The sequence below is a fragment of the Phyllobacterium sp. 21LDTY02-6 genome, from assembly GCF_023554255.2.
Taxonomy (GTDB): domain Bacteria; phylum Pseudomonadota; class Alphaproteobacteria; order Rhizobiales; family Rhizobiaceae; genus Phyllobacterium.
The window spans coordinates 112,124-128,503 of record NZ_JAMJWD020000007.1; the positions used below are offsets into that span (position 1 = coordinate 112,124).

The following is a 16,380-nucleotide window of genomic DNA, read 5'->3' on the forward strand; positions in this document are numbered from 1 at the left end:
TTCAACTTCCTCCCGAATTGAATCGACTTGCGCCGATAACCAGCTGAATTTCAAGGATATGTCATGAAACCGAAAATCTTCATCGATGGCGAACACGGAACGACCGGCCTGCAGATCCGCCAGCGCCTGGCCGAACGGAGCGACCTCAACGTATTGTCCATACCGGAAGCCGAGCGGCGCAACAGGGACATGCGCGCGGATTATCTCAAGCAGGCGGATGTCGCCATTCTGTGCCTGCCCGACGACGCGGCGAAAGAATCGGTCGCCATGCTCGAGGGCAACAATTCGACGAAGATCATCGATACGTCCACGGCCCATCGCGTCGATCCCGACTGGGCCTATGGTTTCGCCGAACTGAACAAGGATCAGCGGGCAAAGATCCGCGACGCCCGGCTGGTCGCCAATCCCGGCTGCTATCCGACGGGTGCGATCTCCCTCATCAGGCCGTTGCGCGACGCCGGAATCCTGCCGGCGGATTATCCGGTAACGGTCAACGCGGTTTCCGGCTATACCGGCGGCGGCAAGCAGTTGATCGGCCAGATGGAAGACCCCGCCAACCCCGATCCGATCCGCGCCCATCATTTCCTCTATGCCATGCCGTTGAAGCACAAGCATGTTCCTGAAATGCAGGTCCATGGCGATCTCGCCCGCAAGCCGCTGTTCAGCCCCAGCGTCGGCCGTTTCGCGCAAGGCATGATCGTCCAGGTGCCGCTGCATATCGAGGATCTCGAAGGCGCACCCAGCCTCGCTGACATCCATGCCGCCCTGGAAGCGCATTATGCGGGACAGGAGATCGTTGAGGTCGTGCCGCTGAATGTCAGCGCCGCCCTGCCCCGTCTCGATGCCGAGGAGCTGAAGGATACCGACATCATGCGCCTGCACGTCTTCGGCACCGAGGGCCAGGGCCTCGTCAATCTCGTCGCCGTGCTGGACAATCTCGGCAAGGGCGCTTCGGGCGCCGCCGTGCAGAACCTCGACCTCATGCTGGGAAATGCCTGAGCGCCGGCCGGCCCCGTTTCCAGCGGAATGGGGCCTGTCCGACCCGCAACTGTTGGCCAGGACCGTTACCGGCCGCGTCACGCGCGTGCGGCTGCCGGGCGGCGAACCTGCAGTCGTCAAGCAATTGACGCGGATAGGCATGCGGGAGGAGCTGAACGGCGTGCATTTCCTCGATTTCTGCGACGGAAACGGCTGTATCCGCCTGCTTGCGCGCAAGAATGGCGATCTCCTGCTTGAATATGCCGGAGACCGCAGCCTGCTCGACCATCTGAACGAGCATGGCGACGACGAGGCAAGCGCGATATTCTGCGACGTGTTTCTCCAGCTTCACCAGACGGCAGGCGATCGCCGCCCCCCGGACGATCTGCCGCCCTTGCGGCAACAGTTCGACAGCCTGTTCAAGCGCGCCGACCGCGACAGGAAGCAAGGGCTCGCCACGCCCTTCACCGATGCAGCCGCGCTTGCCGACCGGCTCCTTGCCGAGACCCGGGTGCCACGGCCGCTCCATGGCGACCTCCACCATGAGAACATATTGCATGGGCCGCGCGGCTGGCTGGCGATCGATCCAAAGGGGCTGATCGGCGACAGCGCCTATGACGTGGCGAACATGTTCTATAACCCGCTGGAGCGCGACGATCTGCGGTCGAGCGCCGTCAGGAATGGCCGGATCGCGCAGATGTTTGCCGAAAGACTGGGTCGCGACGCCAAGGATTTGCTGCGTTTCGGCATTGCCCATGCCTGTCTCTCCGCCTCCTGGCACGCCGAAGACGGCAACGGGCAGGAAGAGGCGCGGAGCCTCGGCGTGGCCCGCAGCCTCCGGGACGCGCTGGCCTCACATCTCTGATTTCCGGATCATCGCGGCGACGAGGACGAAGATGGCAAGGCCGGCAAGGCCCGCGCCCGTGGCAACGCCAAGCGCCAGATGCGGACCGAACCGTTCGAGGAAGAAGGCAAAGATGAAGGGGGCTATCGACGACACGATCAGCCTGATGGACGTGATCCTTCCGAGGATTTGGCCATAGCCGAGCGAGCCGAACAATGACAGCGGCAAGGTGCCGAGCACGATGCTGTTCAGTCCCGAACCCATGCCGAAGAGCAGCGCGAATATGAAGGCGGCGGCGTAGAGCGGTATCGGCGGCGCCAGCAGCAGCACCACGAATGCCAGCGGGATCAACGCGGTCGAGAACATCGCCACCGTCATCGGCGAGAACCTCGGCCCGAGCAGCATGTTGATGAGGCGGCTCGCAAATTGCGACGGGCCGAAGATCGTGCCGAAATAGACGGCGGCGGCGCCAAGCCCGATGGCGACGAATACCGGCACCATGTGGATGAGCAGCGAGGACAGGGCGAAGCTGGTCAGGGCGAAGGCGGCGGCGATCAGCGTGAGAATCGCGTCGCGCCTGTGTTCCGGAACGCTTCCCGGCGTCTCCGAGCGCGGCGACGATGTGCCTTCCACCACCGCATCGGTCCGGCGCGTCAACAAGGACAGCCAGTAATGGATCGGCAGGCAGATGAAGATGTGCAGTGCCGCGTAGACGAGGAAGATGCCCTGCCAGGTCAGGCTACCGAGCAACTGGCTCGTCAGTGGCCAGAACAGGGTCGAGGAGAAGCCGCCCATGAGGGTAAGATAGGTGATCCTGCGCGGCGCTGCCGCCGGATCGACCTGCACCAGCACGGCAAATGCGGTGTTATAAAGGGTAAAGGGCGTCGCAAGGCCGGTGCTGATCATTGCGGCGGCAAACAGCAGCCATTGGTCGGCAATTGCGCAAAGCGCGAGCGATACCGCCGCTGCCAGCGAGCCGAGGGCCATGACCCGCCCTGCCCCGAAACGATCCGCCCAGCGGCCGGACCAGGGCGAGACCAGCCCGCCGATCAGCAGCGTGCCGGAGAAGATGCCGAAGAGCCATTCGCGCGATTGCGAGAAATCCCGGCCCATTTCCGGCGCAAGGATGCTGAAACTGTAGAACAGCGTGCCGTAGCCGATGATCTGCGTGACCCCAAGGCCTGTTACCGCGGCCAGCGAACGCCTTGCGCTGAGATTCATTTCAAGTTCCGGCACGGTGATGATGGCATGATGGCCATCGGAACAAATAAACTGAGTCTCGACCGGAAACCAGCTACATAGCCTGGTTCAGGCTGCGCTCCCGACCGGATAGGCGCCTTTGGTCGCGCGCCAGTGGGCGACGGCAAAGCCCAGCACGACAATGGCGAAAAGCTGGTGCAGCAGGCCAAGCTCGATCGGCACCATCAGCAGCAGCGTGGCGATGCCGATAACGGCCTGCATCGCAATGAGCACGACGAAGAGCACGGCGCGGCGGGCATGCGTCGTGTCGGGTGCCTGGCGCAATGTTGAAACCGCATGCCACGCGGCCATGACCAGCACGAAATAGGCAAAGCAGCGGTGGACGAACTGCACTGTCTTCGGGTTTTCGAAGAAATTGTGCCACAGCGGCTGGATCGGCAGAAGATCGCCCGGCACCAGCGCGCCGTCCATCAGCGGCCAGGTATTATAGGTCAGGCCGGCATCGAGCCCTGCCACCAATGCGCCAAGATAGATCTGCACGAAGATGAAGAGGACCATCCAGCCGGCGAAGCGCTGGACCGGCCTGTCTGCCGGCACATCCGTATATTCCGCCAGTCCCCGCGCCACATACATCACGGCCGCAAATATGATGCAGGCGAGCGTCAGATGCGTCGCAAGGCGATACTGGCTGACATCGACGCGATCGACGAGGCCCGAAGCCACCATCCACCAGCCGACGGCGCCCTGCAATCCGCCGAGGGCGAGAATGCCGACCATGCGCGGCTTCAGCGCCCGCTCCAGCCGCCCTGTCAGCCAGAAGAAGGCGAGCGGCAAGGCGACGAGAAAGCCGACGCCACGCGCCAGGAGGCGATGCGCCCATTCCCACCAGAATATCTGCTTGAACTCGGCGAGGCTCATGCCCTTGTTGATCTGCTGATATTGCGGGATCTGGCGGTATTTGTCGAATTCCTCCATCCATTCCGCTTCGCCGATGGGCGGAATGACGCCGTGGATCGGCTTCCATTCGGTGATGGAAAGGCCCGAGCCGGTCATGCGCGTGGCGCCGCCGACGAAAACGATGGCCGCGAGGACCAGCAGCACGAGATAGAGCCATAGCCTTATGTGACGGCGGTTGCGGGCAACGCTGTCCCGCGTTGCGGCCGCTCCGGCATGGGGAAGACTATGTGCACTCATGGCAAACTCCGCCGCCGCAGCAATCGATCGTCGATCAAGCGGCACTGGTTCAGAATGCAGGATAGGTGCCGCATTAACCGGGCGAAGACAAGCAAGAGCTACGCGACACGCCGTCGCGTTTGGACGCGCTATCGGGCTTTTTTACTTTTCGCGGCCACATTTACCCGCTAGACGGTGGTGCAAGGCTCGGAAGCTTCCGAGAAAAGGAGGCACCATGCCCGTCAGGCTCAAGAAACTCATTGGAACCTTTTTTCTCGTCGCGCTCGTTTGCATCTATGCGGTCGTCGCCACGGTCTTCGCCGTTGCGCTGCTGGCGGATTCGAGCCCCTGGATCCATCTTCTCTATTTCTTCGGCACCGGCATATTCTGGGTCGTTCCGGCCATGTTCATCATCAGCTGGATGGAAAAACCGCCGAGAACCAAGGCCTGATCGTCAGATCAGCGCGCAAAACACAGTATCTGGTGGCCATTCAAGGTGGAATAGCGCCATTTTCCGGAATGAATCTCCTTGCCCACCATGCGATCGAGGCTGGAACGCAGTTTCGCCAGCACTTCCGGCCCTTCTGAATAGGTGGTCAGGAACAGCTTGTTCTGGAAACTCAGGAACGGGACGAGCCTGCGGTTCGCGGTGCGCATATATTCGAAATAGCCCTCGGTGACCGTCGGCCAGAGCGGCCCGAGAAAATCGTCGAGCATGATGATCCCGCCCGGCACGATCAATTCCTGCGCAATCGACAGATCGTTGACGACATGCATGATCGTATGGCCGCCATCGACGGAGAACAGCCGCATCTTGTCGACGCCGAGCTTGTCCCGCACGTTCGACGGCGTCAGCGACATGCTGTCCGCCGCCACGGCCTTCACCTGGCGCTTCATCTGCGGAAACAGCGTGTCGAGATGGCCGGTGAATATTTCCAGCGAGCCCTTGCCGCTGTGGTCGAGGTTCTTGACCTGGTTCTCGTAGAGATCGATCGCGACGCAGTCCTCGTCGGCGCGCGCCAGCGAGGCCAGCAGGAAGAAAAGCTTGCCGTGGTGGACGCCGATCTCGCCGATCGAGCCGCGAATGTCCATCTCGTCGTGATATTCGCGGGTAAACTGCAATATCTGGATGATGCGATCGCCCACCCAGCCATGAATATTGGCCCAGACGAGCTTCCAGGCCTCCGCCAGCCGATCCGGATCCTGCTTGGAAGCCGCTTCGCTTGACGCTGCATTCCCCACCTGCTTCAGCATGGTCCCCCGCCGTCCGTTCGTCCAAGGTGGCGCATGCTGGTCATCAACGCAGGCATGCCGCAAGACGGATCGCGACGATCCTGTCCCCTCGACGCAGCTCGAGGGTCTTTATACCGGCGAGAGCCCGGATCGATCGGCGGTCAGGCCTGAATCACGCGCCTGCCCGCATTGGCCATGGGCGTCGTGGCGCCGCTCATCATGGTCTGGGCGTAGACCAGTTTCTGGAACCGGCCATTGATGGAGATGCGGGGGAGCGAAAACATGCTGGCGCGGTGTTCGGGATGGATCGTGCCGTGGCGCGTCGTCACCGCGGAAACGAAGCCCAGTTCGGCCGCCAGCCGCGCCTCGCGGCGGCCAGCCGCCTTCACCGATCCATAGGGATAGGCAAAATGCCGGGGCCGCTTGCCAAGCCTGTCCTCGATCATGTCCGCGGACTGTTCCATCTCGATGGAAACGAGTTCCGGCGGCAGCTTCCTCAAATTGTAGTGGTGCACGGTATGGGCGCCAATCGTGCAGAGCGGGTCGCCGGCGATCTGTTTCAGCTCGCGCCAGCTCATGACGTCGCGCTCGGCGGCAACGCCGCAGATCATGCCCGCCTCGGCGCACATCTGCCGCAGCACCGGCAATTGCTCGACTTCCGAGAGCACATAGGAGAAATGGCGCATCAGCGCATGAAAGGCAGTGCGTTTCTGCAACATGGTGCGGCAGCGCCATTCCGGCCCTCCCGGTATGCGCACATGCTCCGACCGCGCGACGAGTTGCTCCACCACCTCCCACCAGAGCACGGCGGCACCCTCGACGAGGCCCGGTGCGGCATAGATGGTGAAGGGCACATTGTGCTTCTGGAATACAGGCTGCGCGTGGTGGAGATTGTCGCCATAGCCGTCGTCGAGCGTCACGGCGACGAAACGTCCGGCCCCGGGGCGCGCTCCCTGCGACAGCCGCTCGCTCATTTCATCCATCGCGATGAACTCGGTTCCCTCTTCTTTCAGCGAGGAGAGCACCGTATCGAGAAAGTCGGGCGTGATCGAAAGCGAGCGGGTGACGCCGAGCGGGCTGACGCAATCCGGCCGGACACGATGCAGCATGACGATACAGCCCAGCCCGCCATACCGGGCACGCGCATGGGAGGCGAAGCCGGTATGCCAGGCAAGCCGCATCACGGCCTTTCGTACCAAGTCGGCCGCGTGGACCATTCCTTCACCAATTCACGTTAAGCTGGAAATCCGGCAGAGCACCAGTCATGCAATCTAATTGTTTAAATATTGTTGATCAACGAGGCCAGCGGCCTGCGCCACATGGAAAGCGGATATCTCCTCGATGGGTCGTCTGAAGGCTGAAATCCTTGCAAATGAAGCCGAAATCGCTGCCGCATGGGCAAAGGTCGCCGGCCGCAGCATTGCCGGCGGCAGCCAGACCGAGGCCTGGTGCCGCCTGTGGCGCCGGCATGTCAATGCCGATTGCGTGCTGGCGCTTCTCAGGGACGAGAGCGGGCCGGTTCTGATCCTACCCCTTGCGATCCACAGGCATGGGCCTGTGCGCGTTGCTGCCCTGCCCGGCGGCAAACATGCCAACTGCAATTTCCCGGCGCTGCTGCCCGATGCGACGGTCGCAACGGAGGACCTGCAGGCACTGCTTGCGGCCCTGCACCGCGCGCGGCCGGACATCGATGCCCTGCTCGTCGAACGGCAATTGCCGGAACTGCACGGCGTCTCCAACCCGCTGCTGCGGTTGAACGTCCGCCCCAATCCGAATGTCAGCCTTGCCATCTCGCTTCAGGGCGGCTTCGATGCGCTGCTTCAACGATCGAGCGGCAAGAAGAAGCGCAAGAACCACAGGAACAGCCAGCATCATTTCACTGCCGCAGGCGGCCACCGCCTCGTCGTTGCGGACACCGCGCAGGAGGCGCGTGAGATGGTCGGTTCCTATCTTGCGTTCAAGCAGGAGCAATTCGCCAAGGCGGGCATCAGGAATACCTATGCACCGGCCGGCGTGCGCGACTTCTTCGAGGAGCTCTTCGCCGCCGGCGCCGGGCAGACGCCGCCGCGCTATGAGGTGAAGGCGCTTGAAGTCGGCGGCAAATATCGTGCCGTCATGGGCAAATCATTCAGCAACGACACCGTATTCATCGATTTCATCGGTCTGGCGCAGGACGAGCTTTCCTCCGCGAGCCCCGGCGCCTTCCTTTTTTTCGAAGACATCAAATCCAGCTGCGAAGCGGGCTTGGCGATCTACAGTTTCGGCGTTGGCGACGAACCCTACAAGCGCAGCTGGTCCGACCTGCTGACGCCGACCTACGACACCAATATCGGCTTGACCGCCAGGGGCCGCCTCTATGTCGTCTGGCGCAACCTGCGTGCCGATCTCATACGCGGCATCAAGACGAACGATACCCTTTGGCCGCGGGTGAAGCGGCTGCGTGCGCTGCTGTCACGGCGCTGAAACGTCGATCCGCCCGGCCCTGGCTTCCAGCCTCGCCGCTTCGAAAGGGGCAAGCAGGATCGGGTCCGGCATGGCGGCGCGGTGCATGTCGGCAACCATGTCGCCGATGACCTTATGGTCCGGATCGACGATGCTGAAGACGATTTCCGTCCCCTCGGCCAATAGCGGCTTCAACTCTGCGACGCTCGCTTCGCCGGCATCGATGATCACGAGATCATAGGCCGATTGCAGCGCGCCGAGGATCATGGGCAGGCGTCCAGCCGCCTGCATCGCCTGCATGGGATCATGATCGCCAAGCGGGATCACCTCGGCCTCCGAATAATTGTCGTGATGGATGACGTCGCTGAAATGCTTCTCCGAAACGAGCAGATTGGTGATGCCGGGCAGGCTTGCATCGTCGAGCATGGAGCGGCCGATCTCGCCCGATCCCGTCATGTCGATCAACACGACTTTCACGCCCCGGTCGGCAAGCTCGCGGACGAGCAGGATGGTCAATGCCGACGCTTCATCGCCCTCCGGCGAAAGCACGACGGCGCGGGCCGCACCGCTCTCCATCAGCCGGCTTGCCGCATCGGCGATGTTCGAGTGATCCACCGCCGGAAGGGGCAAAGGCTGATTTAGCGGCTGATCCACCGGTTCTGGCTTCGGCTCGGCAATTGCGGCCGGAGGAGCAACGGCGGTGACGGCGGGTTCCGGTGCGAGCGCGGCGGCGGGGTGATCCTGCAATTCGGGCCGAACCTTCGTCCCGCCCGATGAAACCGGTGCCGGGCGCAATGCGGCGCCGCTGAACAGCGCGTGCAACAGGGTGGCGATGCAGAGCAACAGCAGCGAGACGATGAAAGTCGCCGCCGTCATCGGCACGACCTTGGGGAAATAGGGTTCAAGCGGCCGGTCGGCGCGCGAGAATATCCGCGCATCCGCCGGGGTGTAGCCGCGATCGGTGCGCGACGATGCTTCCCTGTAGCGCGTGAGGTAGGATTCCAGCAACTGACGTTGCGCGGCCGCCTCGCGTTCGAGTGCGCGCAGCTCCACCTCCTCCTCGCCCGCCCGGGAAGCCTGCGCCTTCAACTGGTTCAGCGCACGCGTCAACTCGGCATCGCGCAACCTCGCAGTCTCCGCCTCGTTTTCGAGGCTGGCAAGCACCTTGCGCGCCTCCTGGCGGATCTGCCCGTTGAGATCGGCCAATTGCGACCGCAGCGCCCTGATGCGCGGATGCCCGCTCAGCAGCGTGGCGGAAAGGTCCGCAATGTCATTATTGAGCTGGACCTGCCGCTCGCGCAGGCGCTGGATCAGCGGCGATGCGATGACATCCGGCAGCGTCTCCGGCGCGGCACCCTTGGCGAGCGCGGCGCGAACGCCTTCCGCCCGGGCCTCGACGGCGGCCCGATTGGCCTTCACGCGCGACAGTTCCGAAGAGAGCTCGGACAATTGCTGGGTGGCGAGGACGGCATTGTTCTGGCCGATAAGAAGATCCGACGAGCTGCGATAGGCTGCAACCTTCGCTTCGGCCTCGCGCACGCGCTTGCTCAGATCATCGATTTCCGGTTGCAGCCACCCGGTGGCATCGGCATTGGCATCGGATTTCGACGCCTGCTGCATGGTGATATATTCATCGGCGATGGCGTTGGCGATATCGGCGGCGAGCTGCGGGCTCTTCGACGAAAACTGCACGACGACGACGCGGGACTCCTGCACGCTGTAGACAAGGAGGCGATCGCGCATTGCCTGGACGATATAGTCCTGCCTGGTATCGGCATCGGGTGCCTTGGCGATCCCGACCGAAATCATCAGCCTTTTCAGCGCCGATGGCTCGATAGCCGCCGAAAGCTCCGCACTGGTGGCGAGGTTGAGCTTGCCGGCGACGCGCCGCAGATTGTCCGGCGAGGCGATCAGCTCCACCTGGCTCTTGATCGCTTCCTGATCGAGGATCGGCCCGCCATCGCCCTGCTCCGCCGCCGGCTTGGTGAATACCGATTCCCGTGCCTCGATGAGAATGCGCGTTTCCGCGCGGTATCGCGGCGAAATCACCGAGAGGAGCACGAAGGCCGCCAGCGTCACCAGCAGGGTGCCGGCAGCGATCCGGCGCCAGTTGCGCCCCAGGCTGGCGAACAAGGCGCCCATATCGATATCGACGTCGTCACCGGTGGAACGGGCCTGAGGCATGCGGGTACTCCCAAATCGAACGTTGCAAGGGTAAACGCTTATGGTAACTAGCCCGTTAAATTCATCCGTCGGTTGCGGATGCCCGCCTTTACCAGCCATTAACCCTAATGAAATGATAATACGGCGACAGAATCGTAGGCTCGTGCCGTTGTTGGGACCAAATACGTGGTAAGAAAACAGATATTCCTGGCCTCCATCAGCGCGCTCTGCATTGTGCTTGGCGGCTGCGCAAGTTACCGCCCTGCCCCGCCGGCCTTCAACGAGGCCATCAACAAGCCCTACCTACTCGACGCCGGCGACCGTATCCGCCTGACCGTTTTCGAGCAGGACGGCATTACCAACACCTATAGTGTCGACCAGGCCGGCTATATCTCGGTGCCGCTGATCGGCAGCGTCCCGGCGCGGGGAAAGACCATCCAGCAGATCGAGGCGGCTGTCGCCGACAAGCTGAAGAAGGGCTATCTGCGCGATCCCGACATCGCCGTCGAGGTCGACCGCTACCGGCCCCTGTTCATCATGGGCGAAGTGGGCGCGGCCGGGCAATATTCCTACGTCCCGGGAATGACGGCGCAGAAGGCCATAGCGGCGGCCGGCGGCTTCAGCCCGCGCGCCAACCAGGAAAATGTCGATGTGACGAGGCAGATCAACGGGGAAAGCCTGACGGGCCGCGTCACCATCTCCGAACAGGTCCTGCCGGGCGACACGATTTACGTGCGCGAACGCTTCTTCTGAAGCCGGCAATGTCGCCGAACGCCCCTTTGCGGATCGTCCACTGCTTCCGGGCTCCCGTTGGCGGCGTATTTCGCCATGTCCGCGATCTCATCGATGCCCAGATCGCCGCGGGGCACATTGTCGGCGTCGTCTGCGATGCCACGACCGGCAGCGCCTTCGAGGAGCAAAGGCTGGCGGACCTGCAGCCGAAACTGGCGCTCGGCCTGCAACGGGTCGAGATGCGGCGCAGGGTCGGTCCCGGCGATGTGCTGGCGGCGCTGCGTACCTACAGGCTGATCGGCAAATTGCGGCCGGACATATTGCACGGCCATGGCGCCAAGGGCGGCGTCTACGCCCGGCTTTTCGGCACCTGGCTCCGCTGGACCGGCAATCGCACCGCGCGCTTCTATTCGCCCCATGGCGGCAGCCTGCATTATGATGCGGGCAAGCTGACCGGGCGGGCGATATTCGCCATCGAGCGCTGGATCGAGCCGATGACGGACCGGATCATCTTCGTCTCCGGCTTCGAACGGGCGACCTATATCCGCAAGGTCGGCGAGCCGCGCTGCCGCTCGGTGCTCATCCACAATGGCCTTGCCGAGCGTGACTTCGAGCCTCTGCCCGCAAACGACCCGGCGGCGGATTTTCTCTTCATCGGCGAGATGCGCTATCTCAAGGGCCCGGATATCTTCATCGATGCGCTGGCAAGGGCCGGGCAGGCAAGCGGGCGGCGGCTCACCGGCATCATGGTGGGCGACGGCCGCGACCGCACGAGCCTGATGCAAAGCGCAAATGCCGGCGGGGCGGCCGCGATCGAATTTCGCCTGCCCATGGCGGCGCGCGACGCATTTCAGCTGGCGCGGGTGGTGGTCATTCCGTCGCGCGCCGAATCCCTCCCCTATATCCTCCTTGAAGCACTGGCGGCGGGACGCCCAGTCATCGCCAGCCGTGTCGGCGGCATTCCCGAGATACTCGGCGCGGACTCCCCCGCCCTGATCGAACCCAACGCAGACCGCCTGGCCGCGAAAATGCTGGAACTCCTCGCCGATCCCGATACATTTCAGCGTCACCTGCCGGATATCACGACCCTGAAGCGGAGTTTCAGCGTGAACAGTATGGCAGCGCGGATGGAAAGCGAGTACTACGAAGCTCTCAACTCGTAATTGTAGCAAATAATTAGGCTCGCGTTGGTATTGGTGTCCCCATCATGGGTGATGAAGCAAAGCAGAAACTGACACGAGAGGCCGTCCGCAACCTTGCACAAGAGGATGGCGAGGCAAAGGCGCCGCGCTCCTCCCTCAACGCGACGGCCCGCACCATCGCATCGCAATATGCCCGGCCGACCAATTCTCCGGTGATGATCAGCGGCATCATGCGCATCATCGAATTCCTGATCATTGCAACGTCGGGTATCGCGGTGTTCATGATCTATGTCGGCCTGTCGCCCTATTCGGTCTTCCACTACCTCCTGGCAATCGTCCTGACGGCGCTGGCAGCCGTGTTCCTGCTGGAACTTGCCGACAGCTACCAGCTGGCAACGATGCGTGACCCGTTCAGCAAGATCGGACGCCTGCTCCTCGTCTATTCGGGCACCTTCGCCCTCATGTCGCTCGCCGCGTTCTTCCTCAAGATATCCGAGGATTATTCGCGCGTCTGGTTCGGAGCCTGGTATGCGAGCGGCCTTGTGCTGTTTCTCGTCTTCCGCATCATCATGTCGCGCCTCATCAGGCGCTGGGCCCGCAACGGCAAGATGGAGCGGCGCGCGGTTATCGTCGGCGGCGGCAAGCCAGCCGAAGATCTTGTCCGGTCCATCGAGCAGCAGCCCTATAATGACATCCGGATCTGCGGCGTGTTCGACGACCGCGACGCCAAGCGCTCGCCGCCGATCGTCGCCGGCTATCCCAAGCTCGGCAACATTTCGGAACTGATCGAATTTGCCCGCATAGCGCATATCGACATGCTCATCGTCTGCCTGCCGATCACCGCCGAGGAGCGCGTGCTGTCGCTGCTCAAGAAGTTATGGGTATTGCCGGTCGACATCCGGCTATCGGCCCACAACAACCATCTGCAGTTCCGGCCGCGCGCCTATTCCTATATCGGCTCGGTCGCGATGATCGACCTTTTCGACAAGCCGATCAATGATTGGGATTCCGTGGCCAAGCGCGCCTTCGACGTCTTCTTCAGTCTCATCGGCATCACCCTGTTCAGCCCGATCATGCTGGCGACGGCGCTCGCGATCAAGCTCGAGAGCAAGGGCCCGGTGATCTTCAAGCAGCAGCGCCATGGCTTCAACAACGAGATCATCGAAGTGTGGAAGTTCCGCTCGATGTATAGCGAGATGTGCGATCCGACCGCGCGCAACGCCGTCGTCAAGAACGATCCGCGCGTTACCCGCGTCGGCCGTTTCATCCGCAAGACATCGATCGACGAACTTCCGCAATTCTTCAACGCCTTGATGGGAACGCTGTCGCTTGTCGGCCCGCGGCCCCATGCCATCGCCGCCCATAGCCACAATCTCCTCTATAATGACGTCGTCGACGGCTATTTCGCCCGCCATCGCGTCAAGCCCGGAGTGACCGGCTGGGCGCAGATCAATGGCTGGCGCGGCGAGATCGATTCCGACGAGAAGATCAAGATGCGCACGGAATTCGACCTGTTCTACATCGAAAACTGGTCGCTCTGGCTGGACCTCAAAATTCTCGTTCTGACGCCGGTCCGCCTGCTGAACACGGAAAACGCCTATTGACTGCGGTCGCTGCCGGCCAGGCGAACATCGCTTCGCCAGCAGCAAGGAACAGGTTCCTGATCGCCCTGTTGCGCAACGCCGCCATCGGGCTCGGTGTCTTTCTCAGCGCTTTCGTCATCGACGAGCCGGCGCCCTACGAGCTCTATATGGCGGGCCTCGTCGCCATCTGGTGTCTCTTCGGCCTGCGCCTGTCCCGCATCAGCGCCGTCCTGCTGCTGATGCTGGTCCTGTTCAATATTGGCGGCGTGATCTCCATGGGGCAGATGCCGGACCTGAAGACCGCTCCGATGTATCTCGCAGTATCGCTTTTCCTGGCCTTTACCGCGGTATTCTTCGCCGCCATCGTCAGCCGGGACGAGCGGCTTCTCGCCACCATATTCGGCGCCTATGTCCTTGGCGCGATCGCCACGGCGAGCCTCGGCATCCTCGGTTATTTCGATGCCTTCCCGGGCGCCGAACTCTTCACCCGCTATGGCCGGGCGATGGGCGCGTTCCAGGATCCGAATGTGTTCGGGCCCTTCCTCATGCTGCCGCTGGCATGGCTGCTTCACGGCGTGCTGACGGGAAGCATCGGCGGGCTGCTCATGCGCACCGTCCCGATTCTCATCCTCGTGCTGGCGGTTTTCCTGTCGTTCTCGCGCGCGGCCTGGGGCATGGCGGTATTCGTCGTCGCCGGACTGGCGCTGCTGCTCTTCATCCGCAACCCGTCGCCGATGTTCCGCCTGAGGATCATCGCCCTCGGCACTGCCGCGGTTCTGATCGCCGTCGCGGCGATCATCGTTGCCCTGCAGATACCGAGCGTCGCCGAACTCTTCTCCGCGCGCGCGCAACTGGTGCAGGATTACGATCAGGCCCAGTTTGGCCGCTTCGCCCGTCACTGGTATGGAATGCTGCTTTCCATCGACAATCCGCTCGGCATAGGCCCGCTGGAATTCGGCCCTATCTTTGGCGAAGACACGCATAATATGTGGCTGAAGGCTGCACTCGATTATGGCTGGCTCGGATTCATAAGCTACATCACGCTGATGATGACCACTTTCGGCCTTGGCCTGCGCATCCTCTTCCGCGACCGGCCATGGCAGCCATATCTCCTCTGCGCCTATCTGGTCTTCGTGGCGCATCTGCTGATCGGCAATGTGATCGATACCGACCATTGGCGCCATTTCTACCTCATTATCGGCCTGATATGGGGATGTATCGGGCTGGAAGCACAGCACAACGCAGCGCAACGTCCGCAGGCGTGAAGCAACGCCGCTGTCGCTGCCCGCTATTTGTTGACGCTATTTGTCTATTATTGCACCTGCCCGAAATGTACCGTGAAAAATCAACATGGAGCGCTATCCGCTTGAACCAACTACAACTTAGGATTGCATGGAAATAGCTGGACAAAACCGGGTGTCTGCTTGATGGTTCGGTCAACGACGGAGTAGAAAGCAGAATCATCAGGTTGCGCCAGCGGATTTCGACATTGATATTTTTAGACGAAGATAATCCCAATTATTCCAGGTCGGACGGCGAATTGATGCAACGCGCCTTCGACATGGCCGCCGAGGAACTCGGCATTGCGCAGCCAGGCTGTTCGGAACAGGCGACGTTGGCGCGTTTCGTGCGCGCCGCCTATATCATCGGCAATCGGGATGTTCAGTCCATAGCGAAGTTTTCGATAGAGGCGGTACTGCTGCGGCGCAGGGCGCAGAACAAACCGTAAGTTCCCGGCTCCTTGCTTCCCTCGGGAAGCTGGTCGGAGTGGCCGGATTCGAACCGACGACCCCTTGACCCCCAGTCAAGTGCGCTACCGGGCTGCGCTACACTCCGAACCGGGTGAAGCCCTAGAATACCTCGCTTTTTTTAGCAATACCCAAAAACAGAGAAAACGAACGAAGCGCACACAAATGCGTCGCGGAGGTGGCCGCCAGCCCCGAAGCATGGCGCAGCACAGCCGGTGGAGCGCTGTTTCGCCTACTCCTCGAAGCGGCCCGAGGCCTCGCGGTCGCGGTCGTATCGCCTTGCCAGCGGAAATTCCGGCAGCCAGGATTCGCGGCGGACGACCCAGCTTTCATAGGTCGGCATGAATTGATCCGTATCGTCCAGCGAGCCCAGATTCACTTCGATCTCGTCGTCGGTCCGCGCAAAGACCGACGAGCCGCAACGCGGACAGAAGAACCGCCCCTTATAGTCGCGTGTTTCCCCCTCGACTGTCACCGCCGTCTCAGGGAAGATTGCCGAGGCATGAAACAGCGCGCCATGATGCTTGCGGCACTCGAGACAATGGCAAAGACCAACCCGATAGGGACGCCCCGTGGCGACAAATCGCACATTGCCGCACACGCAGCCGCCGGAATATCGATCCATGCCGCGTCTCCTTCCAATCTCAAGCCAGCGAAAAACCGTGTTCCGCAAAAAAGGTCGATCGACCTGGTCTAGGTCGAACCGCCCCTTCTGCTACGACGAAGCATGTACTCCTCGCGGCGCCGCATTTCATCGGCGCTTATCTCCCGTCGCGGACGGTCTGGCCGGCTGGCCTCGGGCCGGTCCGGCCGATCCACCCGATCCGGCCGATCCGGTCTGTCGGGGCGATCCGGTCTGTCGGGGCGATCCGGTCTGTCAGGGCGATCCGGTCTGTCAGGACGGTGCCTGTCGGGACGATGCCTGTCCCAGTCGCGATGCCGCCGCCGGTCACGATCATGGCGATCGTAGCGGCTATAGCGATAGCGGTCATAGCGATCGTAATCGCCGATATAAGTATCGGAATAGACGGCGCCGCCATAATATCCGCCCGAATAGCCGCCGTCATATTCGCTGCTGACGCAGCCGGTCAATAAAAGCCCGGCCCCGACTACGATCCAAGATCCTTTTCGCATCGCGATGT

General features: G+C 62.2%; 16 protein-coding genes and 1 tRNA gene. 9 read left to right on the plus strand and 8 right to left on the minus strand.

Annotated features, from left to right (window positions below):
* Nucleotides 1–63 precede the first annotated feature (63 nt).
* Nucleotides 64–999, plus strand: coding sequence for an N-acetyl-gamma-glutamyl-phosphate reductase (gene argC / locus M8997_RS20850; RefSeq protein WP_250018158.1), 936 nt, complete (start codon nt 64–66; stop codon nt 997–999).
* Nucleotides 992–1,843, plus strand: coding sequence for an aminoglycoside phosphotransferase family protein (locus tag M8997_RS20855; RefSeq protein ID WP_250018160.1), 852 nt, complete (start codon nt 992–994; stop codon nt 1,841–1,843). Before argC ends, M8997_RS20855 begins: the two co-directional genes overlap by 8 nt.
* Here M8997_RS20855 and arsK read toward each other — a convergent pair.
* Nucleotides 1,832–3,043 carry an arsenite efflux MFS transporter ArsK gene (gene arsK, locus M8997_RS20860; protein ID WP_250018162.1) on the minus strand — a complete coding sequence of 404 codons (1,212 nt, stop codon included), beginning with the start codon at nt 3,041–3,043 and terminating at the stop codon, nt 1,832–1,834. The genes M8997_RS20855 and arsK overlap by 12 nt on opposite strands.
* Nucleotides 3,044–3,130: 87 nt before the next feature.
* The gene (locus tag M8997_RS20865; protein WP_250018164.1) at nt 3,131–4,216 is read right to left on the minus strand and encodes a COX15/CtaA family protein; all 1,086 of its coding nucleotides are present in this window, start codon (nt 4,214–4,216) and stop codon (nt 3,131–3,133) included.
* Between the two features lie 214 nt (nt 4,217–4,430).
* On the opposite strand from M8997_RS20865, the gene M8997_RS20870 reads away from it, so the two are divergent.
* Nucleotides 4,431–4,646 carry a DUF2842 domain-containing protein gene (locus tag M8997_RS20870; protein WP_250018166.1) on the plus strand — a complete coding sequence of 72 codons (216 nt, stop codon included), beginning with the start codon at nt 4,431–4,433 and terminating at the stop codon, nt 4,644–4,646.
* An 8-nt stretch (nt 4,647–4,654) separates the two neighbouring features.
* On the opposite strand, the gene M8997_RS20875 is transcribed toward M8997_RS20870, so the two are convergent.
* Together M8997_RS20875 and M8997_RS20880 are read right to left on the minus strand one after the other, a co-directional pair.
* Nucleotides 4,655–5,449, minus strand: a complete 795-nt coding sequence (locus M8997_RS20875) for a class I SAM-dependent methyltransferase (protein ID WP_250018168.1) — start codon at nt 5,447–5,449, stop codon at nt 4,655–4,657.
* A 140-nt stretch (nt 5,450–5,589) separates the two neighbouring features.
* Nucleotides 5,590–6,609 carry a polysaccharide deacetylase family protein gene (locus M8997_RS20880; RefSeq protein ID WP_250018177.1) on the minus strand — a complete coding sequence of 340 codons (1,020 nt, stop codon included), beginning with the start codon at nt 6,607–6,609 and terminating at the stop codon, nt 5,590–5,592.
* Nucleotides 6,610–6,769: 160 nt separating this feature from the next.
* On the opposite strand from M8997_RS20880, the gene M8997_RS20885 reads away from it, so the two are divergent.
* The gene (locus M8997_RS20885; protein WP_250018179.1) at nt 6,770–7,891 is read left to right on the plus strand and encodes a GNAT family N-acetyltransferase; all 1,122 of its coding nucleotides are present in this window, start codon (nt 6,770–6,772) and stop codon (nt 7,889–7,891) included.
* Here M8997_RS20885 and M8997_RS20890 read toward each other — a convergent pair.
* On the minus strand, nt 7,880–10,054 hold the full coding sequence (locus M8997_RS20890; RefSeq protein WP_250018181.1) for a GumC family protein: 2,175 nt from the start codon (nt 10,052–10,054) through the stop codon (nt 7,880–7,882). The two genes, M8997_RS20885 and M8997_RS20890, sit on opposite strands and share 12 nt — an antisense overlap.
* A gap of 165 nt (nt 10,055–10,219) precedes the next feature.
* On the opposite strand from M8997_RS20890, the gene M8997_RS20895 reads away from it, so the two are divergent.
* The 5 genes from M8997_RS20895 to M8997_RS20915 all read left to right on the plus strand — a co-directional run bounded on the left by M8997_RS20895 (nt 10,220) and on the right by M8997_RS20915 (nt 15,219).
* The gene (locus tag M8997_RS20895) at nt 10,220–10,786 is read left to right on the plus strand and encodes a polysaccharide biosynthesis/export family protein (RefSeq protein ID WP_250018184.1); all 567 of its coding nucleotides are present in this window, start codon (nt 10,220–10,222) and stop codon (nt 10,784–10,786) included.
* A gap of 8 nt (nt 10,787–10,794) precedes the next feature.
* Nucleotides 10,795–11,928, plus strand: a complete 1,134-nt coding sequence (locus M8997_RS20900) for a glycosyltransferase family 4 protein (RefSeq protein WP_250018186.1) — start codon at nt 10,795–10,797, stop codon at nt 11,926–11,928.
* A 44-nt stretch (nt 11,929–11,972) separates the two neighbouring features.
* On the plus strand, nt 11,973–13,511 hold the full coding sequence (locus M8997_RS20905) for an undecaprenyl-phosphate glucose phosphotransferase (RefSeq protein WP_250018188.1): 1,539 nt from the start codon (nt 11,973–11,975) through the stop codon (nt 13,509–13,511).
* Nucleotides 13,508–14,755: an O-antigen ligase gene (locus M8997_RS20910; RefSeq protein WP_250018190.1), complete on the plus strand. Its 1,248-nt coding sequence runs from the start codon at nt 13,508–13,510 to the stop codon at nt 14,753–14,755. Before M8997_RS20905 ends, M8997_RS20910 begins: the two co-directional genes overlap by 4 nt.
* A gap of 224 nt (nt 14,756–14,979) precedes the next feature.
* Nucleotides 14,980–15,219 (plus strand): hypothetical protein, encoded by a 240-nt coding sequence (locus M8997_RS20915; protein ID WP_250018191.1) that lies wholly within the window; start codon nt 14,980–14,982, stop codon nt 15,217–15,219.
* Between the two features lie 30 nt (nt 15,220–15,249).
* On the opposite strand, the gene M8997_RS20920 is transcribed toward M8997_RS20915, so the two are convergent.
* From M8997_RS20920 to M8997_RS20930, 3 genes are all read right to left on the minus strand, one after another.
* Nucleotides 15,250–15,326 (minus strand) — tRNA-Pro (locus M8997_RS20920).
* A 144-nt stretch (nt 15,327–15,470) separates the two neighbouring features.
* Nucleotides 15,471–15,863, minus strand: a complete 393-nt coding sequence (locus tag M8997_RS20925) for a GFA family protein (RefSeq protein WP_250018193.1) — start codon at nt 15,861–15,863, stop codon at nt 15,471–15,473.
* A gap of 68 nt (nt 15,864–15,931) precedes the next feature.
* Nucleotides 15,932–16,372 (minus strand): hypothetical protein, encoded by a 441-nt coding sequence (locus tag M8997_RS20930; RefSeq protein ID WP_250018195.1) that lies wholly within the window; start codon nt 16,370–16,372, stop codon nt 15,932–15,934.
* Between the last annotated feature and the right edge of the window lie 8 nt (nt 16,373–16,380).